This window comes from Streptomyces bacillaris, from assembly GCF_003268675.1.
GTDB lineage: Bacteria > Actinomycetota > Actinomycetes > Streptomycetales > Streptomycetaceae > Streptomyces > Streptomyces bacillaris.
This window is the reverse complement of the sequence record NZ_CP029378.1, coordinates 2,388,772-2,414,689: the sequence shown is the minus strand read 5'-3', so window position 1 is coordinate 2,414,689 and position 25,918 is coordinate 2,388,772. Positions and strand designations below refer to the sequence as shown.

Below are 25,918 nucleotides of genomic sequence, written 5' to 3'. Positions count from 1 at the left end.
CCCAGGGAGTGACCGTGACCATGACCAGTACGGACGCAGCGACGGAAGGGCACGAGGCCGCGGCGCTGCTGGAGCGCACCCGCGCCATCGTCGACCCGCATCTGCGATCGGCCGTGGAATCGCTGCCCGGTGGCATACGCCGGATCGCGATGTACCACTTCGGCTGGGAGAACGCCGACGGCACCCCTGCCGCCGGGCAGGCGGGCAAGGCCATCCGGCCGGCGCTCGTGCTGGCCGCCGCCCGGGCGCTGGGAGGCGATCCGGAGCACGCCGTGCGCGCCGCCGTCGCCGTCGAGCTGGCGCACAACTTCACCCTCCTCCACGACGACGTCATCGACGAGGACACCACCCGCAGACACCGGCCCACCGCCTGGGCCGTCTTCGGTGTGCCGGACGCCATCATCACCGGAGACGCCATGCTGGCCCTCGCCCAGCGTCTGCTGGCCGAGGACACCCACCCGGCCGCAGCCGGGGCGGCCGCCCGCCTCTCCTCCTGCGTCATCGAACTCTGCGCGGGCCAGCAGGCCGACTGCGCCTTCGAGGAGCGCGGACCGGACGAGGTCACGCTCGACGAGTGCCTGACCATGGCGACCGCCAAGACCGGCGCCCTGCTCGGCTGCGCCTGCGCGCTCGGCGCCCTCTACGCCGGGGCGGCGGACCGGGCCGTCCGCGCCATGGACGGCTTCGGGCGGGAGGCCGGCCTCTCCTTCCAGCTCATCGACGACCTGATCGGCATCTGGGGCGACCCGGCCCGCACCGGCAAGCCCGTCGGCGCCGACCTCGCCGCCCACAAGAAGTCGCTGCCCGTCGTCGCAGCCCTCACCTCCGGCACCCCGGCCGCCGCCGAACTGGCCGCGCTCTACCGGGGGCCCATGTCCACCACCGGGGAGGTGGACCGCGCCGCCGACGCCGTGGACCGGGCCGGTGGCCGGGACTGGGCCCAGGTCGCCGCCGCCGACCGGATGGCCCGGGCGCTGCACCACCTCTCCCGCGCGGTCCCGGAGCCGGGCGCGGCCGGAGACCTGCTGGCCCTGGCCGAATTCGTCACCCGCCGCACCAGCTGACCCACCCTGCCGACCGGCTCGCACCCCTCAACCGGCTCTAGTATTCCGGGGGTTGATCTTACGGACGAGGGCAGCGCGCGAAGGGCGGGAGCCGGTCATGGGCGTACGGATACGGCAGGCGGACAGGGGCGACAGGGGCCTGGTCGTGGCGGTCCTGGAGGAGGCCTTCCACCACGACCCGGTCAGCTGCTGGGTCTTCCCCGACGAGGCCCACCGGCGGGCGGTGCACGGCAGGTTCCTCGGCGTCTTCGCGGACATCACCCTCGCCGAAGGCCGTGTCGACGTGGCCGAGGACGGCGCCGCCGTGGCCCTGTGGCTGCCGGTGCCCGCCGGGGCTCCCGAGGAGGAGGACCCCACGCCCGCCCTGATGCGGCGGACCGCCGACCCCGACAACGAGCGGTGCGAACTGGTCGGACGGCTGACCGGGAAGGTGCACCCGCACGACCGCGCCCACTCCTACCTGCTCATGGTCGGCGTCTCCCCGCGGCGCCAGGGCGAGGGCATCGGGGCCGGGCTCATCGGCGCGGAGCTGGACCGCTGCGACCGCGACGGCGTACCCGCGTACCTGGAGGCGAGCAGCGCCCGCAGCCGTACGCTCTACGAGCGGCTCGGCTTCCACTTCCTGGGCACCGCCGTCGACCTTCCCGACGGGCCGCGGATGTGGCCCATGTGGCGTGACCCGCAAGCGAATTGAGGGTTCACGGAGGGGTGGCGCAGGGGCGTTCCGGAGCGGGGTACAGTCCCTGCTCATGACAGATGAGTCGTGGGCCGGCTGGTACCGGGACCGGGACGGTTCCGAGGCCGTCGTCCTCACCACGGACGGACAGCAGCTCCGGATCCGGATCCGAGGGGTCGACTTCGAGGGCCAGAGCTTCGACCGCCTGGTTCCGGTCGCGGGTACGACCCCGGAGAGCGGGGCGCCCGCCCCGGTGGACGGGACCTCCTGCCCGGTGGGCGAGGGCTTCTCCTCGCCTGACGGATCCTTCTCCTCGGCCGAGGGAGCCTTCTCCCTGGCGGAGGGGGCGCTCACCGACTGCGTACTGGAGTGGGACCTCCCGCTGCCCGTCCGCGTCGACGGCACCTTGCGGCAGGCCACTCTCGGCTGTCTGCTCTCCCTGCGCCGGGTCGACCCGGACCTCCACCTCGCCCTCCATCTGGACGGCGCGGTCTACGAATCCGCCCGCGCCGAGAGCGACTTCGCCGCCGCGCTGACGGCGATCCAGCGCATCCTCCCGGACGGCGTCCGGCTCCAGACCTGCATCGCCTGCGCCTTCTCCGCCCCCTTCCCCCTCCGGGCCCCGGCCCAGCCCCCGGCCCCGGCCTCCTCCGCCTCCGTACCGGGCCCCCGCCGTGGCCTCTCCGGCTCCCTCGCCTGCTTCGGTGAGGCCAAGGGCGCCCCGGGGGACCGGCGTACCGGACTCGTCCAGGAGGTCTGGAGCTGCCGGGAGTTCGAGGGGAGCCCGTCCTGGGCCACCGACACCGACACCGACACCGGCCATCGGGGCGCCTTCCCTCTCGAATCCGTCTGACCCGTGGCGCCATAGTCCGTCGGTCCGTCGGTCCGTCGGTCCGTCGGCGCCACGGGCCACCACAACTCCATTGCCACCCTCCAGTTGTTCTACTAGCATGCGAACAACGGAGGTTTTCATGACACGCAAGCACCTTGGCCGCGCCACACTCGCGGCCCTGCCCTTTGTCCTCGCCTTTCTCGTCGACCTGATCCTCTTCATCGCCCTCAAGGACCGTCTCCCCACCCGTCTGGCCGCCCACTTCGACCTCTCCGGAGACGTGAACGGCCATGTGGACCGCACCACTTACGTCCTCGTCACCGCTCCGGTGCTGCCCATGCTCGGCGCCCTGTGGGTCCTCATGGTGGCCGGCGGAAAGTTCTACGGCCGCGCCCACCGGCTGCTCATCGCCGGTGGCTGGGCGGCCGCCGCCTTCCTCCAGTACGTGCTGGGCGCCGCCCTGATCGTCAACCTGGACGTCCCGGAGGGAGGCGCGCCCGCCCGGTTCCCGCTGTGGCACCTGGCCGCGGCCCTCGGAGCGGCCGTCCTCGCCGGAGCGCTCGGGCTGCTGCTGGCCCGGCTGGTCCCGGCGCCGGAGAACCCCTACGCCGGGAAGGACCCCGCCGACCGCGCGCGGATCGCGCTCGCCGACGGCGAGGTGGCCGGCTGGGCACGTACCACCGGCTCCTGGTGGCTGCCGACGGGGGCCCTGCTCACCGCGGCCGCCGGTGCGGGGGTCGGTATCTGGGGCACCTGGTTCGCCGGGGTACCCCTGCTGGTCCTCGCCCTGCTGGTGCTCACCTTCTGCCGCGCGCATGTCACCGTGGACCGGCGCGGCCTCACCGTCTCCGGGCTGCTGCCCTGGCCCCGGGTCCAACTCCCGCTGGAGCGCGTCGAGACGGCGGACAGCCGACCGGTCGACGCGGTCGCGGAGTTCGGTGGTTACGGCTATCGCGTCCGCCCCGGCCGCACCGGCTTCATCGTCCGGTCGGGCGAGGCCATCGTCGCCCGGCAGCCGGGCGGCCGTGAATTCGCGGTCACCGTCGGGGACTCCGCGACCGGCGCCGCCCTGCTCAACACCCTCGTCGACCGGAACCGGGCGGGCCGCTGACCATGCTCTTCCGGGTCGATCCCACCTCCACCGTGCCGCTCGGCGACCAGATCGCGGCCTCGGTGCGCCGCGCGGTCGCCGACGGGGCGGTGGCCCCGGGCGAGCGGCTCCCCGCCGCCCGGGTGCTCGCCGACTCCCTCGGGGTGAACGTCCACACGGTGCTGCGCGGCTACCAACGGCTGCGCGAGGAAGGGCTGATCGAGTTGCGGCGCGGCCGTGGCGCGGTGGTCACCGAGGGCGCCTCGCCGCGCCGGGCCCAACTGCTGGAGCGTGTGCGCGAAGTGGTCGCGGACTCCCGTGAACTGGGCCTGACGGACGAGGAGTTGCTGACGCTGATCCGTACCGAACTGGGTGCCTGAGGCCGGTTCCGTACGGCAGGGGCAGTACGCCGAGGAGGCCCTGTTCTCGTATAGCTACCGCCGGGTGTGTCCAGCGAGTGGTGTAACTCGTGGGTTGGTTGTTACCGCTGGGTCGCGGTGAGGCGGCCGTCGAAGGCGATGTCGAAGGCTTGGAGGGCCGGCTTCCATCGCCGGGTCCAGCGTTTCGTGCCGTTCCCGGTCGGGTCCAGGCTCATGACCGCGAGGTAGACGCACTTGAGGGCGTCCTGCTCGGTGGGGAAGTGCCCGCGGGCGCGGACGGCCTTGCGGATCCGGGCGTTCACACTCTCGATTGCGTTCGTCGTGCACACGATCTTGCGGATCTCCACGTCGAACTGGAGGAAGGGGACGAACTCCGCCCAGGCGCGTTCCCACAACCGCACGATGGCCGGGTACTTCGCTCCCCATTCCTCGGAGAACTCCAGGAACCGCTCCATGGCGGCCTCCTCGGTCGGTGCCGTGCAGACCGGGCGGAGGGCCTTGGCGATCTTCCCCCAGTCCTGGCGGCCCGCGTACTTGAAGCTGTTGCGGAGCAGGTGAACGACGCAAGTCTGCACGATCGTCGCAGGCCAGACAGTGTTCACCGCGTCCGGGAGTCCGGTCAGTCCGTCGCAGACCAGCATCAGGACGTCCCGCACCCCCCGGTTCTTGATCGCGGTGAGTACCTGAAGCCAGTACTTGGCGCCCTCGCCGCCATCGCCGACCCACAGGCCCAGAATGTCGCGGGTGCCCTCGGCGGTCACGGCCAGCGCCATATGGACAGGACGGTTCGCGACCTGCCCGTCCCGGACCTTGACGTGCACACAGTCGATGAAGACCACCGGATACACCGCGTCCAGGGGCCGGTTCTGCCATTCCAGCATGCCGGCGACCACGCTGTCGGTGATCGTGGAGATGGTCTGCTTCGACACCTCGGTGCCGTAGACCTCGGCGAGGTGTGCGGAGATCTCCCCATGCGTGAGGCCCTTGGCGGACAGCGACAAGACCATCTCGTCGATCCCGCCGAGCCGCCGCTGCCGCTTCTTGACCAGCATCGGCTCGAACGTGCCCGCCCGGTCCCGGGGAACCTCGATCTCGACCGGGCCGACCTCGGTGACCACCGTCTTCGCCCGGCGCCCGTTGCGGTAGTTCTCCCGCCCGCCTTCGCCCTTCTCGCCGTGCTCGTGACCCAGGTGGCCGGTCAGCTCGCCCTCCAGGGCGGACTCCAGCACCCGCTTGGCCAGCTGCTGCAGCAGACCTCCCTCGCCCGTCAGCCGCAGCCCATCGGCCTGGGCCCGCGCCACCAGCTGGGCGACCAGCTCGTCATCCACACCGGCTGCCGGCTCTTCTGCCCGGCCCTCGGTCTCGGTGACACTCACGTAGGTCATCAACTTCCGCTTCCTGCACGGGAGTTACACCGATCACCGTACAGACCCCAATTCCCGGCACCCAGTCGTGGCTCGATCCGGTAGCGCGCCCGTCGGAGGCCGGTCGACGTCAGGGCCGGGTGCGGCGTTCGTGGAGGTCTGCGGCCGTGTCGAGGATGCGGTCGATACCGGCCGCGACGCCGGCGTCTGTGTTGGTCAGGTACCGCAGGATGGCAGCGCCGGCCCCGGACACCGCCGCGGGAGGCACTGGGAACCTCCGGAAGAGCAGTGGGAGTCCGTAGATCTCGCGGAGGATCTCCTCCACGACGAATTCGTTGACCGGTCGCCGTTCCCTGCGGTGCCGGGCTGCGACCTCGTCACTGAACGCCGCGATGTCCTCGATCCCGCACCGGTCGCCCAGCCGTGGCACGAGGAGCACGGCGGCTACGGAGACGAGGAAGTCGTTGAAGGCGATTCTGTCGTCCGGTGAGAGGGCGTCGTTGAGCGCCTTCGCCCTTCGGTCCTTGAGGACGAGGCATCTGACCTGGTCGCGGAACCGTGGTTCGACAGGCATGTCGGCCGCCTTCTACTCGACGTGGGTGAAACTCATGAGGACGTCGAGCATGGCGTCCTCGAACGACTCGTGTCTGCCCACTTCGTCTAGTCGGAAGAGTCCGGTGTTCCGCACGACGGCGAAGGCCGACCACAGTCCCAGGTGGTGGTCAACCCGTCCGGCGTGGAACGTCTCCCCGCCGTCTTCGAGGACGACCCCGACGATCTCCTCGCCGGGGCGCGCGTCCGGCTGCGGCCGAAGCGAGAACCGATGGCGTTCGAGGGACTGCCGGAGTTCCGTGCTGACTTCGGGAATCGTCACGTCGCCCTTCCTTGTCCTGGATCACGGTTCGGGTCACTGAGCCGCGCGCAGGAGTCCAGCAGCATGGTCGCGGAGCCTCCCCGGGCCGACGGCCTCGTAGTAGTCGCGCGCCGCGCGCGCGAGGTTCGCCTTGGGTGGCAGCAGGGCGAGGAAGTCGACGAGGACGTGCTTTTGTTCCGTATCGTCGAGGGTGGCCCACTCACCGTGAGGTCCGCCGCAGGCGTCGAGGAGGACGTCGAGGCACTGGGCGGTTGCCAGCGGTTCGCTGCCATCCCAGTCGGCCAGCCATCGTTTTCGTAACGCCTCGGCGGCGAGACCGGAGAGAGTGGGCGCCGCGGGCGCCGGGCGCGCGAGTTCCGGCTCCTCCTCACTCCTGGCGTCCGCGGGCTCGCGGGACGTGTCGATCCCGAGGCGGATGCGTTGCCGGAGTCCGATCAGCCGCTCCTGGGCCGCGCCGTTGCCCCGGCGCGCGGCGAGGTCGTACCAGTACACGGCCTGGTCCGCGTCGTTGTACTGCTCCTCGTAGAGCTGTCCGAGGTGCAGCGGACCGACCGGGTCGCCGGCTTCCGAGGCCTTCGAGTACCACTGCGTGGCCTCCAAGAGCTTCGCCCTGTCGACAGGTGCTGGCTCGACACCCTGCATTCTCGCCTGAACCCGGCCTTCGGCGATCTGCCCGAGCCGGTTCATCGAGGGGGCGTGTCCGGCTTCGGCCGCTGCCCGGTACATCGCGGCGATCACCGGCAGCCGTTCGACTCCCTCCTTGGTCTCACGGCGGTACGCCTCGTGGAAGACGGTGTCAGGGTCGGCGCCGGGTTCGGGCGGGGCGTCGGGGGCGTTGTTGCGGGCGAACACCCAGCCGGCGGCGTGATCCTCGATGCGGCGGCCCGGCTCGGGTCTGCCGTCCTCAACCAGTTGGTCGGCGACCACGCCGAAGATATGGTCGAAGGTGAGACCGGCCGGTCCGCCAGGGATACCCTCCTGCACCGTCCGAACGAGGGCCTTGGTGAAGTACGTCTGGGCGCCGATGACTTCTTCCTTCTCGTGCCAGGAGGCTTCGAAGGCGCTGCTGCTCATCAGTACGTAGGCGCCGGACACTGGGGGCAGGCGGGTGGCGGAGAGGCGACCGTATTCCTCCGTGGCGAGCCCCGCGTAGCAGCAGTCGAGCACCGCGAGTTTGACCGCGGCTCTGCTGGCCCGGAACGCGTCCCGCACCGCCTCGAACGACAAGCCCGTGGCGGCCGTGAAGTTGGGATCGGTTCGGGTATCGCCCACGGCGAGACACAGCCTCTCGCGGTGGTCGTAGATCCCGTGTCCGACGTAGTAGAAGAGCGCGACGTCGGTGGCTTGAAGGAACGTCTCGATGAGTTCGACGTGGGTCGTGCCGAGGGTGGGGCGGTTGTTGAGCAGCTTGATGGAATCGCGAGGCCACGAGCCGCACACCGGGTCCTGTAGCAGTTCCCGCATCCGGTGGTAACTGCGTCCGACTGCGGGGACGTCGTCGAAGTCCCGGTAGTCCCAGGTGCCCATGAGGACCGCACGTGACCGGGAGTAGTCCCGGTTCGCCAGGTTAGTCATCGCTGAGCAGGCGGTCGGTGATCTCGATGGCCTTCTCGGGGTTGGGAAGGTTCTTGCCGTCGAAGGTCACGGATCGGTCGCCCCGGGTGATCGTTACGCTCACGGACGATCGTCTGGATCTGATGAACGCCGGCAGGGTGCGGATCACGACGGTGAGCACTGCCGCGGACGGCACGAGCAGGTGCAGCGTCTCGGCGACGCCCAGCTTGCCATCCTCCGGGCCGGAGCGGTGCCGGTTGACGGTCGCGTCCGGGATCGTGCTGAGGCGGCGGAACAGCGGACCGACGCTGGCCGGCTCGGAGACTGTCACCGCGCAGGCGAACGATACTTCGGCGGCGTCCGGGGCGGTGTCGGAATGCTGCGCAGAGATCGGTTCGCTCATCGGGGTCTCCAGGTCGATGCTTTGCTCGGCTCCGGCTCGGTCTCCGTGGGGGTGTGCGTGTCCTCAGATCCTCAGACCTCCACCCGCCGGACCAAGTTGTAGTACAGCGAGATGTCCTCGGGACCGTGCAGGCGGATGTCTTCACCGTCGCCACTCACCGCGCAGACCCACCCGGGCGGAGCGGAGTGATCGGGCTCAGCGAGGGTGAACGGACCTTGCCCGTTAATGGCCCACACGGTGCTGCCGAGTCCCACGGTGTGACCGTCCTTGGTCCGGTAGGTAGCCATGCAGCAGTCCTACCACCGCTCCTGCCCGTGCGTGGGCCCTTTCACGGAACGCCCCTACAGGCCGACCGAAAGTCGTGCCTGTCCACTCACGCGGTGTGGACGCACGGCCTGTCCATCGGAACAACCCAACATGCCGCATGTGACAGAACGGACGGCGATCTGTGCTGGGGCGATGGGTGTTCTTGTCTAGGCAATGAGGGAGCTGGCTGCCGCGTCAGCCGCACCTCCCCCCCCGCCCCCCGCACCCTCAAGTGACCCCGCTATCCCTTTCGGCCGTATCTCGGCTGGTACCCCGAATCGGCTTCGAGGTCGGCCTGGAGAAGTGAGAACGCTTCAAGAATCCTGAAGTTACGTCACCGGCTCGAAGAACATCGCAAGGAGACAGAACACCCTGGCCACGGGGACAAGGGGGCAGCAGGGCTCAGAGGAACTCACGGGATGTCGCACAGGAGGGCCGTTCCGCGTCCGGAACGGCCCTCCGTCCATGGGGCCGGGGCGACCGGCCGGCCCGTACCGGCCGGGAGCGATCAGCCGGTACGGGCCGGTCGTACCCGGGTCAGGAGGTGCTGTCGGCCAGGGCGGCGGCGAAGCCGTTCTGCCAGAGGTAGTTCACCCGGGCCCGCTCGTTGGCGTCCGGCTGGGCGTTGGTGCACGACGGGCCGGGGCCGCCACCGGACATCAGCTGGCTGCACGGACCGGAGTAGGTGTCCGGCAGGCCGAGCACGTGCCCGGTCTCGTGCGTGGTGACGCGGGTGGAGTTGTACTGCTGGTTCTGCCGGTAGTCCAGGAAGATGAAGCCCCGGCCGTGCCCGTTGGTGGAGGCGTACGAGCCCCGCGGGTCGTTGCCCTCGCGGTACGTGAAGTCGGCGTTGGAGCCTTCCTGGAGCCGCACGTTGGAGACCGAGCTGTTCCAGATCCGGGTGCTGTTGGCTATCTGGGTGCGGAAGCTCGGCGCCGAGGCCGCGCTGTAGGTGACCGTGACGGCCTGTGTGCCCGGGTTGGCGGCCCGCTTCTCGGCGACGGACTTCATCACCGCGTCGAAGAACGCCTTGTTGGCGGCGGCGTTCTCGGCGGAGCCGTTGTACGCGGCGATGGTGGCGGGGGTGGAGACGGCAGGTGCAGGAGCGGCGGAGACCGCGGGGGCCGTACCCAGCGCGGCGACCAGGCCGAGACCGGCGGCGGCGGTGGCGATGGCGGTCCTGAGGTGTCTCATGGGGGATTTCTCCTACTGTCCGGTGAACCCGCGCCGTGGGGGTTGTCCGCAGAACGGACGGGGCGCGGGGCGGTACGGGGAGAGTGTGGGGGAGCGGACGGGCGTCGGGGATGATGCCAACCGGGGATAGCGCCGCCCTATCCCCCTGCCCGTACCGCTGTCCGCATCCCGTGTGAAGGGTCGCCCAACACCCCCTGAATTAACGCCCTTTGGTGGGGTTGAGGCCGATGGTGCCGGGGCGGGAGCGGTCGTACGCTCCGAACCATGGAGCTTGAGGTGAGGCACCTCAGGGCGCTGTGCGCCATCGCCGACGCGGGCAGTCTGCACCAGGCGGCCCGTCGTCTCGGCGTGAGCCAGCCCTCCCTGACCACCCAGCTGCGGCGGATCGAGAACTCGCTCGGCGCCGAGCTGTTCCGCCGCGAACGCACCGGCTGCCGCCCCACGCTCCTCGGGCGGGCCGTCCTCAGCCGGGCCCGGCCGCTCGTCGACGGGATGAGCGCCCTGGTCAGCGACGCCCTGGCGGAGGCCGACGCCGCCCGTTCCCGGGGGCCCCGGCTCCGTATAGGCTCCACCGCCAGCCGGGTCATCGGGGGCTGGCTGAGCCGGTTGCGGGTGGCCCTGCCCGGCACCGACATCTCGCTGCGGGTCGACGTCTCGGCCCACGCCCTCCTGCGCTCGGTCGAGGCGGGTCTGCTGGACGTCGCCTTCGTGCACGAGGTGGAGGGCTCCCCGCTGGCCGTCCCGGACGGCCTGGAGCAGCGCGTACTCCTGGACCGCGAACCGCAGTTCATCTCCCTCTCCCGGGACCATCCGGCCGCCCGCCGCCGGGTGGTGGAGCTGGGGGACCTGGCCGGGGACCGGTGGATGGTCGATCCGACGGTGGACGGGGAGTGGGACGGCGTACGCCGGGTGCTCGGCGCCGCCGGCCTGAACCCGCCGGTCCTGCACGGGGATTACCTCACCGCCGCCTCGCTCGTCGTGCTCGGTGAGGCCGTCGCGCCCTGCCAGCCCACCTCGGGCCCGCGCGACGACATGGCCATCCGCCCGCTGCGCGGCGACCCGCTCGCCGTCCGGCTGCTGCTGGTCTCCCGGCCAGGGGCGGACATCTCGGTGGTGTACGGGGAGTTGGAGGCGGCCTATGTGGAGGCGGCCCGGCGATCCAGCGGCTACTACGCCTGGCTGCTGCGCCACCGAAGCCCGCTCACGCGCACGCCGTGAGGCCGCTGAGCGGGAGCGCGCGCGAGTTCCCCGATCTGCTGACAGCGTGCGGGTGTTCCCCCGGGCCGTCCGGGCGGGCAGGCTCGGACCATGAAGCTACTGATGCTGGGCGGTACGGAGTTCGTCGGGCGGGCCGTCACCGAGGCCGCGCTGGAGCGGGACTGGGAGGTCACGGTCTTCCACCGGGGCCACCACGCCCCGCCACCGGGCGTGCGGGTGCTGACGGGCGACCGTACGGGAGGGGAGCGGGGCCTCGCGGCGCTGGCGGACCACGCGGGCGACTGGGACCTGGTCGTCGACACCTGGAGCGGGGTGCCCACGGCCGTCCGGGACGCGGCCCGGCTCCTGGCGGACCGCGCGGGCCACTACACGTACGTCTCCAGCCGCTCGGTCTACGCCTACCCCGCCCCGGCCGGGCTGGACGAGGACGGACCGCTGGTGGCCGGTGCCTCGCCGGACGAGGGCGGGGACGTCCCGTACGACCGGGCCAAGCGCGGCGGTGAGCTGGCGGCCCTCGACGCCTTCGGTGACCGGGCCCTGCTGGCCCGGGCCGGGCTGATCATCGGCCCCGGCGAGAACATCGGGCGGCTGCCCTGGTGGCTCACCCGGATCGCCCGCGGCGGCCCGGTGATCGCCCCCGGCCCCCGTACGGCCGAGCTGCAGTACGTCGACGCCCGCGATCTGGCGGAATGGCTGCTGGACGCGGCGGCGGCCGGGGTGCACGGCCCGTACAACACGGCCAGCCGCCCCGGCCACGCCACCATGGGCGAGCTGCTCGACGCCTGCGTCCGGGCCACCGGCTCCGGCGCCGAGCTGCGCTGGACGGACCCGGACACCCTGCTGGCCGCCGGGGTCGAGCCCTGGACCGGGCTGCCGATCTGGCTGCCGGAGGGGGAGCTGTACGACGCGATGCACCGGGGCGGCCATGCCAGGGCCGAGGCCGCGGGGCTGCGCTGCCGGCCGGTCGCCGAGACCGTGGCCGACACGTGGGCCTGGCTGTGCGGGCTGGGCGGCACCGCACCCCAGCGGCCGGACCGGCCGGTCGTCGGCCTCGATCCCCGGCTGGAGGAGAAGCTGCTGACCCCCTGATCCCTCGCTCCGATCCTCCGCTCCGACCCCCCTATAGGTCGACGCGCAGGGGCAAAACCGGCGTGTCATAACAAATGACTTGCATTAAAGATGCATATTGCGCGGCATGGAACAACAGGCGCGCAGGCGCGGCAATGCAATCCGGGCAGCAGTGACAGTGGCCACGGCCGCGGCGATGGTGGGCATGCTGGCCCCGGCCGCTGCCGCCGATCCGCTGCCGGGCGGACTCGGCCCCTGCCTCGGCAGCGGGTGCCCGTCGAGCTGGAACGACCCCAACAACGGTCCGATCGTCGGCTACGACGAGAACATCAACATCTACGTCGGCGGGGACTTCCTGGTCCGGGAGGCCGCCGCCGAGGCCGAGGGGAAGATCGTCACCCTCGGGCGGTTCGACATGGACAAGCGGGACGGCGTATCGCAGATCTACAACGTCGGCATCGTGGGCGTCGGTTCGCGGGTTCCGCCGCCGGACGGTTCCGACTACCTGTCCGTGGGCGGGACCGTCACCATCGCCGACGGTGAGCGGTTGCTCGCCGAGGAGGGCACCCACTCCGGCCAGGTCGCGCACGCGGGGGCCCTGACCGGCGTGGTGAATCCGACCACCGCACCGCGCCTCGACCCCGACGCCGTCACCCCGTTCACCGGCCTGCGCCCGCAGCTCACCGAGGCCAGCCGGTGCTACGCGTACGAGGGCGATGAGCACCGGGCGACGACAGGCGACTGGGAGCGGGTCGGTGACACGTTCACCTTCACCGGGGACGGCACCTCGGCGATCCAGATCTTCGACGTGGACATGGACCTGGTCTCCTCGACGGGCGGCAACGCCGGGTTCGTCTTCAACGGCATCCCCGCCGGGGCGACGGTCCTGGTCAACGTCTACGGGGACGCCCGCACGGTCGCCACGTTCATGGGCTCCCTCCCCAACGACGGGCTCCGCGAGCGCTTGCTGTGGAACTTCCCGGACGCGACGGACCTGACGCTGACCGGCCCGGCCCAGTTCCAGGGCAGCGTGCTCGTCGGACAGCAGGCCAGCACCACGACGCTCTCCATGAGCGGCACCAACGGCCGCTTCTACACGGCGGGTTCGCTCACCCACACCTCCTCGGGCACCTCGGGCGGCCAGGAGATCCACGCGTACCCGTTCGACGGCGACCTCCCGACCTGCGGCCCGGACCCGACGCCGACGCCGACCCCGACGGATCCCACGCCGACCCCGACCCCGACGGATCCGACCCCGACCCCGACGCCGACCGATCCCACGCCCACGCCGACGCCCACGGATCCCACGCCGACGCCGACCCCGACGGACCCCACGCCCACCCCCACACCGACGGACCCGACGCCCACGCCGACCCCGACGGACCCCACTCCGACGCCCACCGACCCGACCCCGACCCCCACGGACCCGACGCCCACGCCGACGGACCCGACCCCGACGCCCACCGACCCGACCCCGACGCCCACCGACCCGACCCCGACCCCCACGGACCCGACGCCCACGCCGACGGACCCGACGCCGACCCCCACCGACCCGACCCCGACCCCGACCGACCCGACTCCGGGTCCCACCGACTCGCCCACGCCGGGTCCCACCGACACACCGACGTGGAAGCCGACCCCGTCCCCGTCCCACCCGGGCCAGCTGCCCGACACCGGGTCGCAGGGCGGTGAATGGATCCTCGGGTCCATCGCGGCCGTGCTGGTGGCCGCCGGTGGAACGGTCCTCGTGGCCACGCGCAGGGCGCGCCGCCGCACCTACTAGCAGCACCCGCTAGCGTGGTTCGATGACCGAACCACTGCTGCACCTCGCCGAAGCACCTCTCTGGGAGGCGGCCCGCGGGACCGGGACGTACGAGATGTCCACCCGCGGCCGCACTCTCCAGGAGGAGGGCTTCATCCATCTCTCGCTGCCCCACCAACTGCCGGGCGTGGCAAGGATGCTGTACGGGGACGGAGACGGGAGCGAGAGCGGGGACGGGGCCGACGGCCACGACCTGGTGGTCCTGGTCGTCGACCCCGCCCGTCTCACCGACCCCGTCCGGTACGAGGCGATGAAGCCGGGCGGCGAGGAGTTCCCGCACCTGTACGGACCGCTTCCGGTCGAGGCGGTCGTGGAGGTGCGGCCCTGGCCAGGAACAGCCTGACCCCGACCGACAAGAGAGGAACACGAACCCCAGTGACCGGCCCCCTCACCGCCGTGACCGGAGCGAGCGGAGCCGTCGGCGGCCGGGTCGCCGAGCGGCTCGCCCGGACCGGAGTCCCCGTACGCCTCCTCGGCCGCGACCCGGCCCGTCTCCCCGGACTGCCCGGCGCCGACCGCGCCCCCGCCGCCCCCTACGGCGACGGGGAGGCCATGCGCCGGGCCCTGGACGGGGCGCACACCCTCTTCCTGGTCTCCGCCCACGAGAGCCCGGACCGGGTGCGCGAGCACATCACGGCGGTGGACGCGGCCGTGGCGGTGGGCGTGGAGCGGATCGTGTACGTGTCCTTCCAGGGCGCCGCTCCCGACGCCACGTTCACCTTCGCCCGCGACCACTGGCACACCGAGGCCCACATCCGCACGGCCGACGTGCGCCACACGTTCCTGCGGGACAACTGGTACCTGGCGGGGCTGCCCGCGATGACCGGCGCCGACGGGGTGCTGCGCGGCCCGGCCGGTGACGGCCGCGTCGCCGCCGTCGCCCACGAGGACATCGCGGACGCGGCGGCCGCCGTCCTGCTGGACGGTTCCACCGCCCACGACGGCCGGGGCTACGACCTCACCGGCCCCGAGGCGTTCACCCTGGCCGAGGCGGCCGAGGAGCTGAGCCGGGCCAGCGGGCGCTCGATCCGCTACGTCCCCGAGACCGTCGAGGATGCTTACGCGTCCCGGGCCGGACACGGGGCCGAGGAGTGGGAGGTGGCCGGCTGGGTCACCTCGTACGAGGCGATCGCGGCGGGCGAACTGGCCGCCGTCTCCGACGCGGTGCCCACGCTGACCGGTCACCCGGCCATGGACTTCGCGACGTTCCTGGCGGAACACCCGGAGAGCTACCGCCACCTGCTGCCCGGCGTATGACGGGGGAGCTTTGCTCCCCGCCGCCGACCGCCACGCAGCTGACCCGCCCTCCCCGGCTCACCGCCACGGGATGTGGCGCCAGGGGCTGCCCTCGCTCTCCGTCAGCAACCGGTGGGCGATGGCGCTCTCCTCGTAGAACGGCCCGTACTCCTCCTCGTCGAACCGCAGCACCCGCCCCAGCGCGTACCCCGCCGAGAACTCCTCCCACGACCGGTGGGCCGACTTGCTCAGCGCCCCGGCGTAGACGATGGCCTGCTCGGCGTCGGCCGGGGCGCAGTAGCGGGCCGAGAGCCCCCAGCGCGCCAGGTTCACCGCCCGCCCGTAGTCGTACGCGACCGTGGTGCGCACCCGGCCGTCCGGCGCCAGCAGCCCGTCCGCGCGGAACCGGGCCTCGTACCGCATGATCCGCCGTACGAGATCCTCGATGCCCTTCACCGCCGCCGCGTCGGCCCCGAGGTCCTGGGCGTGACCGGCGGCCGTCTCCCGCCACAGGTCGGCGGAGGGCAGCTCTCCGAGCGCGGCCGCCAGTTGCTCGCGGGCGCGCAGCACGAAGTCGGGCTCCGGCGGGCTGTTGCGGGCGTCCAGCAGGGCGTCGAGCTCGCGGCGCCACCCGGCGTGGTCGGTGATGCCCCAGGAGTCGCGGAGCAGGTCGCGCTCGGTGGTGTACTCGCGGTAGACCGTGCCGACCTCGTTCCACGGCACCGCGTTCCTGATCGCCAGGTGCGCCCCGCAGGCCAGCCCGTAGGCCAGCGGACCGTGCAGCGCGCCGTGGCGCAGCGCGAGGAACCGGTTCTCCCGGAGGCGGTCGTTCTCCGCGTACGCCCGCTGCCAGCGGGCCCGTTCGGTCGGGGTGGCGGGCAGCAGGAGCTGGCCGGGCGTGCCCACGTTCACGCCCAGGAACATCCCCGCCTCGGGCCAGTCGAACTCGGCCACCCAGCGCAGCGAGACCCCGTGGAAGACCCAGTCCGGATGCCAGGCGGGCAGCATGCCCCGGGTGAGGACGGGCCGGCAGACGAAGCCCGACGGGTCGCGGTGGGCGCGCCAGGTGATGGTGTCCGGCTTCGCGTCCGCCTCGGCGCGCGGGGCCGGGATGTACAGCTCGGCCCCGGCCAGCGCGGCGAGTTGGGCCCGCGCGTCACCGCGCAGGGTCGCCTCGTGGAGGAACTGCTCGGTCTCGGCGGGCGGAATCCAGGGGACCGGGGCCTCGTTCGCGTGGCTCACGCGGTTCGTGTGACTCGTGTGGCGGGTCGGGGTCATGACCAGGGGAGGTTCCGGTAGGGGCCGGCGGGGTCCTCGGTGAGGATGCGGTGCTCGGTGAGCGACTGCCGGTACGTGGACTCCGCCGCCTCCGGGCCGTCGTCCTCGGCCCGGTGCACCAGACGGGCCATCAGGTAGCCGAGGGAGAAGTCCGCCCACGACGGGTAGGCCTGCCGGGCGAGTCGGCCGATGCGCAGTACGTCCTGCTCGGCCTCGTACGGATCGGTGTACCGGGCGCCGAGCGCGAGCCGTACGACGTTGACGGCCCGGCCGAGGTCGAAGGCGGCCAGTGTGTCGACGCGCCCGTCCGGGGCGAGCGCGCCGTCGGCCCGGAGCCGCTCCTCGTACCGGGGGATGTGGTCGAGCGCCCGGTCCGCGACCGTCCGGTCGTAGGCGTCGGGCACCGGGAACATCCGGGCCACCGCCTCCGCCCACTCCTCGCGCGTCGGTGTGCGCCCCAGCCGGGCGGTGAGGGTGCGCCGGACGTGCAGCACGGACTCCTGCACACGGCCCACGAGTTGGCACTCCATCAGCGACGCGAGGCGGTCGCGGTACGCGGCGCGGTGCTGGATGCCCCACGGGCTGCGGAGCCGGTCGCGGTCGCCCGCGTACTCCTCGTAGGCGGCGCCGAGCCGGTTCCAGATCAGGCCGTTGGTGACGGCGAGGTGGGCGCCGAGCGCCAGCCCGTGGGCGAGCGGCCCGTGCAGCGGCCCGCCGCCGTCGGTGAGCAGGACACCGTGCTCGTGCCCGCCGGTGCGCTCGTCGGCCCTGAGCCAGGCCTTCAGCTGCCTGGGCCGGGCGTCGACCATCGCCGCGTACGGAGTGCCGTGGTTCACCGCCAGCCGGCGCACGTCGTACGGCCAGGTCCGGGCCAGCTCACCGAGGCTCACCGCCCGGAAGACCCACTCCGGATGCCAGGGCGGCACCATCCCCGGGGTCAGCACCGGCACACAGGTCCGCCGGGTCGCCTCGTCGCGGATCGTGGGCAGCGGGGCCGTCCACCCGGGGGTGTCCGCGTGCAGCCGGGCGACGAGCACATACAGCCGGGTCCGCGCAAGCACCTCCACCACCGCGTCCCCGCCACCCCGCCCCGCACCACTGCCGCCCGCGACGGCCGCCGACAGCGCGCGCTCGATCCCGGTGGGCGGCGCGGCCATCACCGCCGTACCGCTCCCTGTCACTGCCCCGTTCCCCGTAGTCACGGAGCCGATCCTACGGAACGGGGTACGGCGGCCGGGTGGGGGACGGGCGAAGAACGCCGGGCGGAAAGACCGCACCCGGCCCGCGACGGCCACCGGTGGTCGGCGGCCTGCGGGCCGGGTGCGGACAGGTAGGCGACACGACCCGCGAAACCGCAGGTCAGAACGCCCAACCAGAGGTCAGGCCTTCTTGGTCTCCCAGAAGATCCGGTCGACCTCGGCGATCAGGTCCAGCGCCTTCTGGCCCGTCTTCGGGTCGTTCGAGCCCTTGGCCGCGGAGAGCGCCTTCAGGGTGTCGTTGATGAGCTGGTGCAGCTCCGGGTACTTCTCGAAGTGCGGGGGCTTGAAGTAGTCGCTCCAGAGCACCGAGACGTGGTGCTTCGCGAGCTCGGCGCGCTGTTCCTTGATCAGGACGGCGCGGGTGCGGAAGTCCGCGTCCTCGTTGGCCTGGTACTTCTCCTGGACGGCCTTGACCGACTCGGCCTCGATGCGGGCCTGGGCCGGGTCGTAGACGCCGCAGGGCAGGTCGCAGTGGGCGCTGACCTTCACCTTGGGGGCAAACAGGCGGGAAAGCATGGAGCTGTCCTCCTCGTGATCGTCTTCTCAGGTGGGACATTACTCCGTGGAGCGCGGCTTTCCGTGGCTGCCCCTGGGGCTTAGGTCAAAAGTCCGGGGTGGGATTCGGGCCGTCGGCCGAATGTACGGAGCGGAACGCGGTACGCGGGACGGTGTGCCGGAGGAGGAGCGGGAGGTGGCCGAGATGCCGCAGTGGGGACGGGTGTCCGGAGGCGGGCGGGGCGGGCGGCGGCCGTTGCGGGTGGTGGAGGTGACGGGGCCTTCGATGGTGCCCACGCTCTACCACGGGGACCTGCTCCTGGTGCAGTACGGGGCGCTGGTGCGCGCCGGTGACGTGGTGATCCTGCGTCACCCCTTCCAGCAGGACCTGCTGGTGGTGAAGCGGGCGGTCGAACGGCGGCCGGGCGGCTGGTGGGTGCGGGGCGACAACACCTTCGCGGGCGGGGACAGTACGGACTACGGGGTCGTGCCCGAGGAACTGGTGCTCGCCCGGGTGCGGGCCCGCTACCGGCCTCCGGCGAAGACGCCCAGGGGTCAGCGGTCGGTGACCGAGGTGCTCGGCTGGGCGCTCTCCGCGTTCAGGCCCGTCCGGTCCGCCTCCGCGCGCTTGCGGGCCCGGTAGGCGGCCACGTTGGCCCGGGTGGCGCACCGGTCCGAGCAGTAGCGCCGGGAGCGGTTGGTGGAGGTGTCCAGGTAGGCGTTGCGGCAGGGGGACGCCTCGCAGAGGCCGAGCCGGTCCACGCCGTGCGAGGTCAGGTGGAAGGCCAGGCCCATCGCCGCGATGGCCGCGTAGCCGGCGGTGGCGTTCGACGGGTGGTCGGCCAGGTGCATGTGCCAGTCCGGCCTGCCGTCGTCGTCCCGGACGTCGTGGCCGGAGATCTGCGGGCTCACCGGGAACTCCAGCAGCAGCGAGTTGAGCAGGTCCACCGCGAGCGTCTCGTCGCCGTCGTCCGCCGCCTCGAAGACCGCGCGGAGCCGTCCCCGTACGGAACGGAAGCGGGTCACGTCCGCCTCCGTCGTCCGCCGCGCCGCCTGCTGGTTGGCGCCGAACAGCTCCCGTACCGCGTCGACCGAGGTGAGGGCGTCCTTGTTGCGGGCCGGCTCCTCGGTGTTGACCAGGCGCACGGCGTAGTCCGAGTAATAGGCCAGTTCCACTTGTAGTCCTTACGGGCGCGGTCTAGGGTCGGAGTGTCGGCCAGTGTAATGGGTGGTCGGTGTTGAGAGGCTTACTGGGGAGGTTGGCGTGACGGAGACGGGGACGAGCACCGACTGGCGGTCCTGGCAGGAGAGCTGGGACCGGCAGCAGGAGTGGTACATGCCCGACCGCGAGGAGCGGTTCCGGGTGATGCTGGACATGGTCGAGGCTGTCGTCGGCCCCGCGCCCCGGGTCCTGGACCTCGCGTGCGGTACGGGAAGTATTACGGACCGGCTCCTCCAGCGGTTCCCGGACGCCACCAGCACTGGCGTCGACCTCGACCCCGCGCTCCTGGCGATAGCCCGCGGCACCTTCGAGGGCGACGACCGGGTCACCTTCGTCACCGCCGACCTGAAGGACCCGGAGTGGACCGCCGGGCTGCCCCACACCTCGTACGACGCCGTCCTCACCGCCACCGCCCTGCACTGGCTGCACAGTGAGCCGCTGGCCGCGCTGTACGGGCAGCTCGGCAGGCTCGTCCGGGACGGCGGGGTCTTCATGAACGCCGACCGCACCATCGACCCCGACACCCCCCGGATCAACGCCGCCGAACGCGCCCACCGGCACGCCGGCATGGACCGCGCCAAGGCCGCCGGCGCCCTGGACTGGGCCGACTGGTGGGCGCTCGCCGCCGCGGACCCCGTACTCGCCGGGCCCACCGCCGAACGGTTCGCCATCTACGGCGAGCACGCCGACGGCGACATGCCCTCCGCCGCCTGGCACGCCCGCACCCTGCTCGCCTCCGGCTTCGCCGAGGCCCGCACGGTCTGGGCCTCGCCCTCCGACAGCCTCGTCCTCGCCGTGAAGTAGGCGGGCGGGGAACGGACGGAGGGCGGTACGGACATCGTGTCCGTACCGCCCTCTCTCATGGAGCCAACTGCAGCGAGCTACAGCACCTTCGACAGGAACGACTTCGTCCGGTCGTGCTGCGGGTTGGTCAGGACGTCGCGCGGGTGGCCCGACTCGACCACCACGCCGTCGTCCATGAAGACCAGCGCGTCGCCCACCTCGCGGGCGAAGCCCATCTCGTGGGTGACGACCACCATCGTCATCCCGTCCTCGGCCAGGCCGCGCATGACGTCCAGGACGTCACCCACCAGCTCCGGGTCGAGCGCGGAGGTCGGCTCGTCGAAGAGCATCAGCTTCGGCTCCATCGCCAGCGCGCGGGCGATGGCGACGCGCTGCTGCTGGCCGCCGGAGAGCTGCGTGGGGTAGTTCTTCGCCTTGTCGCCGAGGCCCACCCGGTCCAGCAGCTTCTCGGCGCGGGCCCGGGCCACGGCCTTGGCCTCGCCCTTGACCTGGATCGGCGCCTCCATGACGTTCTCCAGGGCCGTCATGTGCGGGAACAGGTTGAAGCGCTGGAAGACCATGCCGATGTCACGGCGCTGGAGGGCGACCTCGCTGTCCTTCATCTCGTAGAGCTTGTCGCCCTTCTGCCGGTAGCCGACCAGCTCGCCGTCGACCGAGAGCCGGCCGGCGTTGATCTTCTCCAGGTGGTTGATGCACCGCAGGAAGGTCGACTTGCCGGAGCCGGACGGGCCGATCAGGCAGAACACCTCACGCGGGGCGACCTCCAGGTCGATCCCCTTGAGGATGTGGGCTGCGCCGAAGGACTTGTGGACGCCCTCGGCCTTCACCATGGGAGTGGTCATGAGGAGACACCTCCGGAGGGCCGGTTGCTGAACGCGGCGAGGTTGACCTTGACGCGCTGCCACGGGGTGAGCGGCAGCGAGCGCAGCGAGCCACGGGCGTAGCGGCGCTCCAGGTAGTACTGGCCGACGCTGAACACGCTGGTCATCACGATGTACCAGATGGACGCGACGAACAGCATCTCCATGACGGCGTACGACGTGGAGCCGATCTGCGAGGTGGAGCGGAGCAGCTCGTTGTACGTGACCGCGTAGACCAGCGAGGAGGTCTTCAGCATGTTGATGAACTCGTTGCCGGTCGGCGGGATGATCACCCGCAGCGCCTGCGGCAGGACCACGCGGCGCATGGTCTTCGCCTGGGTCATGCCGAGCGCGTGCGATGCCTCGGTCTGGCCCTCGTCGACCGACTGGATGCCGGCGCGGCAGATCTCCGCCATGTAGGCGGCCTCGTTCAGCGCGAGCCCCAGCAGGGCGCACATGAACGGGGTCATGACGTCCGTCATCTCGTCCTTGTAGATGAACGGGATGTTCAGGATCGGGAAGATCAGCGCCAGGTTGAACCAGAGCAGCAGCTGTACGTAGACCGGGGTGCCCCGGAAGAACCAGATGTACAGCCAGGCCACCCAGCTGGTGACCGGGTTCTTCGAGAGCCGCATCACGGCCAGGACCACACCGAGGATCACGCCGAGCACCATCGCGAGGATGCTGATCAGCAGGGTGCGGCCCGCTCCGGCGATGACGGTGCTGTCGAACAGCTTGTCGCCCACCGCCTGCCACTGGATGTTGCCCTGCGAGAAGGCGTACCCGAGGGCGACGAGGAGGCCGATGACCACGGCACCGCTGATCCAGCGGCCGACATGGCGGACCGGGATGGCCCTGATGTTCTCCGGGGCCGTGGTGGCGCCCTCGGAGACGGACACCGGGCCCGCCGGTGAGGCGGCGGGTGTCTTGTCGAACTTGTCAGTCATGGTGACTGCCCTTCAGTGGAGCGTCCGGTCACTTGCCGCCGTTGATGGCGGCCTTGTCGATCGCTCCCGTGCCGGCGCCCCACTTGTCGAGCACCTTCTGGTACGAACCGTCGGCGATGATCGCGTCGACGGCTTCCTTCAGGGCGTCCCGCAGCCCGGTGTTGTCCTTCTTGACGGCGATGCCGAACGGGCCGGCGTCGATCTGCTCGCCGACGACCTCGAAGGCGTTGCCGCCGTCGGCCTTGCGGGCCAGGTCGACCGCGACCGGGTAGTCGTTGACCCCGGCGACCGCGCCGCCGGACTTGACCCGGGTCTGGGCCTCGGTGTCGTTCTCGAACGACTCGATCTTGATGGCCTTCTCGCCGCCGTCCGTACAGGCCTTGGACTGCTTCTTGAGGGCCTCCTCGTAGGTGGTGCCGCGCTGCACGGAGGCGGTCTTCCCGCAGAGGTCCTCGATGGACTTGATGTTCTGCGGGTTGCCCTTCTTCGTGTACACGGCGGTACCGGCGAGGAAGTAGTCGACGAAGTCGACGCCCGGACCCAGCTTCTTGCCGGCGTCGTCCAGGCCCTCCTGGCGCTGCTTGTTGTCCGTGATGGACGACATGGCGATGTCGTGGCGGCCGGAGTTCAGGGCGGTGATCAGCCCGTCGAAGTTGCCGGAGGTGAACTCGAACTTCACGCCCAGCTTCTTGCCCAGCTCCGCGGCGATGTCGGGGTCGACACCCACGATCTTGCCGTTCTCGACGGACTCCATCGGGGCGTACTCGGCGTTCGTGCCGACCTTGATGACGCCCGACTTCTGGTACTTCTCGGGCAGCTTCGAGAAGAGCGGCGCGCCGGCCTTGGTGGCGGTGCTGTCGCCGCTCCCCGAGGACGCGCTGTCGGTCTGGTCGCCACAGGCGGTGAGCAGCAGGGAGCCGGCGACCGCGATGGCGCCGACCGCCGCAATCCGGGACTTGGCGGTCTTGCGACGCATGATGCTTGCGGTCATGTCGGGATCCTCCGGCAGGTGAGGGATGAAAGAGATAGTGGGGGGCTTTCGGGAGGCTTGGCACGCACCTTCGAGTGTCGGCACCTCGTTTGATGACGGCATCCTGCCATTCGGACAGGCCTGTTCAGGGGCCCAGTCATGTCAAAATCGGATAACGGGCAACACCCGAACTCGCGTGACCGATAGGTCTGGACCGGACCTTCTGTGGTGAACCGTCCCCGATGCCGAATAATCTTCGGCACACCTCACCCTTCGGGCGGCATTTGTGCCGGTTTGCCGACTTGTCCAGATATTCGACTATGAGTCACGTCACCGCATCGGAATGGACTCGTGCGTAACAGGGTTGGTCCGGTAAGAAAGACGTTTACACCCCTCATCCGGGGCTCAGGGCGCGTGTGCGGCGCGCCCGCGCGTACGTACCTCTCCCTGCCGGGGCGGGCCAACCGCCCGGCGCAGGGCGCGTACGCGGTGCCCGCCCACCCCTCCTCAACCAGGAGTGGCCACCCTCAAACGATGAAGACTTAAGGGGTCAACACCATGGCAGCGGAGATCGTCAATCCTCGCAGCGACAGCACCACCGACAGTGACATCCGGCGCGTGAGCGCCGCGGATACGGAGACCGGGGCCGACGAGCCCTTCGATCCGGCCTTCGCCCTCCACCGGGGAGGGAAGATGGCCGTGCGGTCCACCGTCCCGATCCGGGACAAGGACGACCTTTCCCTGGCCTACACGCCCGGCGTGGCCAAGGTCTGCAGCGCCATCGCGGACAACCCCGAGCTCGTCCACGACTACACCTGGAAGTCCCAGGTCGTGGCCGTCGTGACGGACGGCACCGCCGTGCTCGGCCTCGGGGACATCGGGCCCGAGGCGTCCCTCCCCGTGATGGAGGGCAAGGCCATCCTCTTCAAGCAGTTCGGCGGCGTGGACGCGGTGCCGATCGCGCTCGCGACCACCGACGCCGACGAGATCGTCGACACCGTCGTCCGGCTCGCCCCCTCCTTCGGCGGGGTCAACCTGGAGGACATCTCGGCGCCCCGGTGCTTCGAGATCGAGCGCAAGCTCCAGGAGCGGCTGGACATCCCGGTCTTCCACGACGACCAGCACGGCACGGCCGTCGTCACCCTCGCCGCCCTGCGCAACGCGGCCAAGCTCTCCGGGCGCACGCTCGGCGATCTGCGCGGTGTGATCTCCGGCGCGGGCGCGGCGGGCGTGGCCATCGCCAAGTTCCTGCTGGAGGCGGGCATCGGTGACGTCGCCGTGGCCGACCGCAAGGGCATCGTGAGCCGGGACCGGGACGACCTGACCGACGTCAAGCGCGAGCTGGCCGAGCTGACCAACCGGGCCGGGATCTCCGGCTCGCTGGAGCAGGCGCTCGCCGGGGCGGACGTCTTCATCGGTGTCTCCGGCGGTACGGTGCCGGAGGCGGCGGTGGCGTCGATGGCGCCCGGCGCGTACGTCTTCGCCATGGCCAACCCGAACCCGGAGGTCCACCCCGAGATCGCGCACAAGTACGCGGCCGTGGTGGCGACCGGGCGCTCGGACTTCCCGAACCAGATCAACAACGTGCTGGCGTTCCCCGGCATCTTCGCCGGTGCGCTCCAGGTCCGGGCCTCCCGGATCACGGAGGGCATGAAGATCGCCGCGGCGAACGCGCTGGCGGATGTCGTGGGCGATGAGCTGGCCGCCGACTATGTCATTCCCTCGCCGTTCGACGAGCGGGTCGCGCCTGCGGTGACGGCCGCCGTGGCCGCGGCGGCGCGGGCCGAGGGTGTGGCCCGGCGCTGACGTTGCGCGTGTGCGGGTGATGGTGGGCGGGGCCTGTCGGTACAGGCCCCGCCCCTCCGCGTTCCGGGGCGCTGCCCCGGACCCCGCTCCTCAATCGCCGGAGGGGCTTGAGTTCGCCCGTCGGAGACGCCGGAAGAGGTCCACCGGGGGATCGAGCGGGCAGCTTGGTGTGCGTCACACGCGGATGCGGTTACGCCGTCGCCCCGCCCCGCCTATCGTCTAGCCATGTTCGCCGCCTACGCAGCCCGTATCGACCCCGACCAGCCCCTCGACGGACTTGAGCTGGGTGAACGCCCGGCTCCGGAAAAGCGTGCCGGGTGGAGCACCGTCACCGTCCGGGCCGCCTCCCTCAACCACCACGACCTCTGGTCGCTGCGGGGCGTGGGGCTCTCGCAGGACCGGCTGCCGATGATCCTCGGCTGTGACGCCGCGGGCGTCGACGAGGACGGCAACGAGGTCGTCCTGCACTCCGTCATCGGCCAGTCGGGCCACGGTGTCGGGCCGAAGGAGCCGCGCTCCATCCTCACCGAGCGCTATCAGGGCACCTTCGCCGAGCAGGTCTCCGTCCCCACCTGGAACGTGCTGCCCAAGCCGGCCGGGCTCTCCTTCGAGGAGGCCGCCTGTCTGCCGACCGCCTGGCTCACCGCGTACCGGATGCTCTTCACCAACGCCGGTGTCCGGCCCGGGGACTCCGTGCTCGTCCAGGGTGCGGGCGGCGGGGTCGCGACCGCCGCGATCGTGCTCGGGAAGGCCGCCGGGCTCCGGGTCTTCGCCACCAGCCGCGACGAGACCCGGCGCAAGCGGGCGGTGGAGCTGGGCGCCCTGGAGGCGTACGAGCCCGGGGCGCGGCTCCCGCAGCGGGTGGACGCCGTCATCGAGACCGTCGGGGCCGCCACCTGGTCGCACTCCGTGAAGTCGCTCCGCCCCGGCGGCACCCTCGTCATCTCCGGGGCCACCAGCGGCGACCGCCCCTCGCACGCCGAGCTGACCCGGATCTTCTTCCTGGAGCTGAAGGTCGTCGGCTCCACCATGGGGACCAAGGACGAACTGGAGGACCTGCTCGCGTTCTGCGCCACCACCGGCGTGCCGCCGGTCATCGACGAGGTGCTGCCGCTGGACCGGGCCCGTGAGGGGTTCCAGCGGCTGGCCGACGGCGAGCAGTTCGGGAAGATCGTGCTCCGGCCGACGGAGTAGCC

Annotated in this window: 28 protein-coding genes; 14 read left to right on the top strand and 14 right to left on the bottom strand. The window is 71.4% G+C overall.

Annotated features, from left to right (window positions below; all coding sequences use genetic code 11):
- Positions 1-20: 20 nt before the first annotated feature.
- From DJ476_RS09835 to DJ476_RS09815, 5 genes are all read left to right on the top strand, one after another.
- Positions 21-1,064: a family 2 encapsulin nanocompartment cargo protein polyprenyl transferase gene (locus DJ476_RS09835; RefSeq protein WP_103421890.1), complete on the top strand. Its 1,044-nt coding sequence runs from the start codon at positions 21-23 to the stop codon at positions 1,062-1,064.
- 97 nt (positions 1,065-1,161) lie between these two features.
- Positions 1,162-1,758, top strand: coding sequence for a GNAT family N-acetyltransferase (locus DJ476_RS09830; protein ID WP_103421889.1), 597 nt, complete (start codon positions 1,162-1,164; stop codon positions 1,756-1,758).
- 55 nt (positions 1,759-1,813) lie between these two features.
- Entirely contained in the window at positions 1,814-2,593 is a 780-nt protein-coding gene (locus DJ476_RS09825) for a DUF6304 family protein (protein WP_112490327.1), read from the top strand.
- 118 nt (positions 2,594-2,711) lie between these two features.
- Entirely contained in the window at positions 2,712-3,683 is a 972-nt protein-coding gene (locus DJ476_RS09820) for a DUF1648 domain-containing protein (protein WP_112490326.1), read from the top strand.
- A 2-nt stretch (positions 3,684-3,685) separates the two neighbouring features.
- Complete coding sequence (locus DJ476_RS09815; protein ID WP_103421886.1) at positions 3,686-4,042, top strand: GntR family transcriptional regulator; 357 nt, start codon at positions 3,686-3,688, stop codon at positions 4,040-4,042.
- Positions 4,043-4,143: 101 nt separating this feature from the next.
- Here the strand turns inward: DJ476_RS09815 and DJ476_RS09810 are convergent, their stop codons facing one another.
- The 7 genes from DJ476_RS09810 to snpA all read right to left on the bottom strand — a co-directional run bounded on the left by DJ476_RS09810 (position 4,144) and on the right by snpA (position 9,737).
- On the bottom strand, positions 4,144-5,427 hold the full coding sequence (locus DJ476_RS09810; protein ID WP_112490325.1) for an IS256 family transposase: 1,284 nt from the start codon (positions 5,425-5,427) through the stop codon (positions 4,144-4,146).
- A 109-nt stretch (positions 5,428-5,536) separates the two neighbouring features.
- The gene (locus tag DJ476_RS09805; RefSeq protein ID WP_112490324.1) at positions 5,537-5,980 is read right to left on the bottom strand and encodes a hypothetical protein; all 444 of its coding nucleotides are present in this window, start codon (positions 5,978-5,980) and stop codon (positions 5,537-5,539) included.
- A 12-nt stretch (positions 5,981-5,992) separates the two neighbouring features.
- Entirely contained in the window at positions 5,993-6,280 is a 288-nt protein-coding gene (locus DJ476_RS09800) for a hypothetical protein (protein ID WP_103417461.1), read from the bottom strand.
- A gap of 33 nt (positions 6,281-6,313) precedes the next feature.
- Positions 6,314-7,855, bottom strand: a complete 1,542-nt coding sequence (locus DJ476_RS09795) for a caspase, EACC1-associated type (protein WP_112490323.1) — start codon at positions 7,853-7,855, stop codon at positions 6,314-6,316.
- A complete protein-coding gene (locus DJ476_RS09790) occupies positions 7,848-8,237 on the bottom strand; it encodes an effector-associated constant component EACC1 (RefSeq protein WP_241565509.1) in 390 nt (129 codons plus the stop codon). Before DJ476_RS09790 ends, DJ476_RS09795 begins: the two co-directional genes overlap by 8 nt.
- Before the next feature lie 71 nt (positions 8,238-8,308).
- The gene (locus tag DJ476_RS09785) at positions 8,309-8,524 is read right to left on the bottom strand and encodes a hypothetical protein (RefSeq protein WP_030592812.1); all 216 of its coding nucleotides are present in this window, start codon (positions 8,522-8,524) and stop codon (positions 8,309-8,311) included.
- 556 nt (positions 8,525-9,080) lie between these two features.
- On the bottom strand, positions 9,081-9,737 hold the full coding sequence (snpA, locus tag DJ476_RS09780) for a snapalysin (protein ID WP_053559440.1): 657 nt from the start codon (positions 9,735-9,737) through the stop codon (positions 9,081-9,083).
- Between the two features lie 264 nt (positions 9,738-10,001).
- Between snpA and DJ476_RS09775 the strand changes: the two genes are divergently transcribed.
- The 5 genes from DJ476_RS09775 (at position 10,002) to DJ476_RS09755 (ending at position 15,102) form a co-directional block, all read left to right on the top strand.
- Positions 10,002-10,955 carry a LysR family transcriptional regulator gene (locus DJ476_RS09775; RefSeq protein WP_103417459.1) on the top strand — a complete coding sequence of 318 codons (954 nt, stop codon included), beginning with the start codon at positions 10,002-10,004 and terminating at the stop codon, positions 10,953-10,955.
- Positions 10,956-11,045: 90 nt separating this feature from the next.
- The gene (locus tag DJ476_RS09770) at positions 11,046-12,044 is read left to right on the top strand and encodes an NAD-dependent epimerase/dehydratase family protein (RefSeq protein WP_241565508.1); all 999 of its coding nucleotides are present in this window, start codon (positions 11,046-11,048) and stop codon (positions 12,042-12,044) included.
- A gap of 151 nt (positions 12,045-12,195) precedes the next feature.
- Positions 12,196-13,806 (top strand): choice-of-anchor A family protein, encoded by a 1,611-nt coding sequence (locus DJ476_RS09765; RefSeq protein ID WP_318294515.1) that lies wholly within the window; start codon positions 12,196-12,198, stop codon positions 13,804-13,806.
- Between the two features lie 22 nt (positions 13,807-13,828).
- Entirely contained in the window at positions 13,829-14,188 is a 360-nt protein-coding gene (locus DJ476_RS09760) for a DUF952 domain-containing protein (protein ID WP_103417456.1), read from the top strand.
- A gap of 32 nt (positions 14,189-14,220) precedes the next feature.
- Entirely contained in the window at positions 14,221-15,102 is an 882-nt protein-coding gene (locus DJ476_RS09755; RefSeq protein ID WP_103417455.1) for an NAD(P)H-binding protein, read from the top strand.
- A gap of 57 nt (positions 15,103-15,159) precedes the next feature.
- Here DJ476_RS09755 and DJ476_RS09750 read toward each other — a convergent pair whose 3' ends face one another.
- The 3 genes from DJ476_RS09750 to sodN all read right to left on the bottom strand — a co-directional run bounded on the left by DJ476_RS09750 (position 15,160) and on the right by sodN (position 18,134).
- A complete protein-coding gene (locus tag DJ476_RS09750; RefSeq protein WP_404827480.1) occupies positions 15,160-16,359 on the bottom strand; it encodes a DUF1266 domain-containing protein in 1,200 nt (399 codons plus the stop codon).
- Entirely contained in the window at positions 16,356-17,561 is a 1,206-nt protein-coding gene (locus DJ476_RS09745; RefSeq protein WP_112490321.1) for a DUF1266 domain-containing protein, read from the bottom strand. The genes DJ476_RS09750 and DJ476_RS09745 overlap by 4 nt, the downstream gene beginning before the upstream one ends.
- A 177-nt stretch (positions 17,562-17,738) precedes the next feature.
- Entirely contained in the window at positions 17,739-18,134 is a 396-nt protein-coding gene (gene sodN, locus DJ476_RS09740) for a superoxide dismutase, Ni (RefSeq protein WP_003966342.1), read from the bottom strand.
- A gap of 121 nt (positions 18,135-18,255) precedes the next feature.
- Between sodN and sodX the strand changes: the two genes are divergently transcribed.
- A complete protein-coding gene (gene sodX / locus DJ476_RS09735; RefSeq protein ID WP_070204997.1) occupies positions 18,256-18,756 on the top strand; it encodes a nickel-type superoxide dismutase maturation protease in 501 nt (166 codons plus the stop codon).
- Here sodX and DJ476_RS09730 read toward each other — a convergent pair.
- Positions 18,669-19,289, bottom strand: coding sequence for a CGNR zinc finger domain-containing protein (locus DJ476_RS09730; protein ID WP_070204996.1), 621 nt, complete (start codon positions 19,287-19,289; stop codon positions 18,669-18,671). The two genes, sodX and DJ476_RS09730, sit on opposite strands and share 88 nt — an antisense overlap.
- Positions 19,290-19,377: 88 nt before the next feature.
- Here DJ476_RS09730 and DJ476_RS09725 point away from each other — a divergent pair, with 88 nt between their 5' ends.
- Complete coding sequence (locus DJ476_RS09725) at positions 19,378-20,139, top strand: class I SAM-dependent methyltransferase (protein ID WP_112490320.1); 762 nt, start codon at positions 19,378-19,380, stop codon at positions 20,137-20,139.
- Positions 20,140-20,216: 77 nt separating this feature from the next.
- Here the strand turns inward: DJ476_RS09725 and DJ476_RS09720 are convergent, their stop codons facing one another.
- From DJ476_RS09720 to DJ476_RS09710, 3 genes are read right to left on the bottom strand one after another with little or no spacing between them, the layout of a single operon-like run.
- Positions 20,217-20,981 carry an amino acid ABC transporter ATP-binding protein gene (locus DJ476_RS09720; RefSeq protein WP_018492124.1) on the bottom strand — a complete coding sequence of 255 codons (765 nt, stop codon included), beginning with the start codon at positions 20,979-20,981 and terminating at the stop codon, positions 20,217-20,219.
- On the bottom strand, positions 20,978-21,946 hold the full coding sequence (locus DJ476_RS09715; RefSeq protein ID WP_103417450.1) for an amino acid ABC transporter permease: 969 nt from the start codon (positions 21,944-21,946) through the stop codon (positions 20,978-20,980). The genes DJ476_RS09720 and DJ476_RS09715 overlap by 4 nt, the downstream gene beginning before the upstream one ends.
- Before the next feature lie 28 nt (positions 21,947-21,974).
- The gene (locus DJ476_RS09710; protein ID WP_112490319.1) at positions 21,975-22,937 is read right to left on the bottom strand and encodes an ABC transporter substrate-binding protein; all 963 of its coding nucleotides are present in this window, start codon (positions 22,935-22,937) and stop codon (positions 21,975-21,977) included.
- A gap of 537 nt (positions 22,938-23,474) precedes the next feature.
- Here DJ476_RS09710 and DJ476_RS09705 point away from each other — a divergent pair.
- Together DJ476_RS09705 and DJ476_RS09700 are read left to right on the top strand one after the other, a co-directional pair.
- Positions 23,475-24,722 (top strand): NAD(P)-dependent malic enzyme, encoded by a 1,248-nt coding sequence (locus DJ476_RS09705; protein ID WP_103417449.1) that lies wholly within the window; start codon positions 23,475-23,477, stop codon positions 24,720-24,722.
- A 225-nt stretch (positions 24,723-24,947) separates the two neighbouring features.
- Positions 24,948-25,916, top strand: a complete 969-nt coding sequence (locus DJ476_RS09700) for a zinc-binding dehydrogenase (RefSeq protein WP_112490318.1) — start codon at positions 24,948-24,950, stop codon at positions 25,914-25,916.
- Positions 25,917-25,918 lie beyond the last annotated feature (2 nt).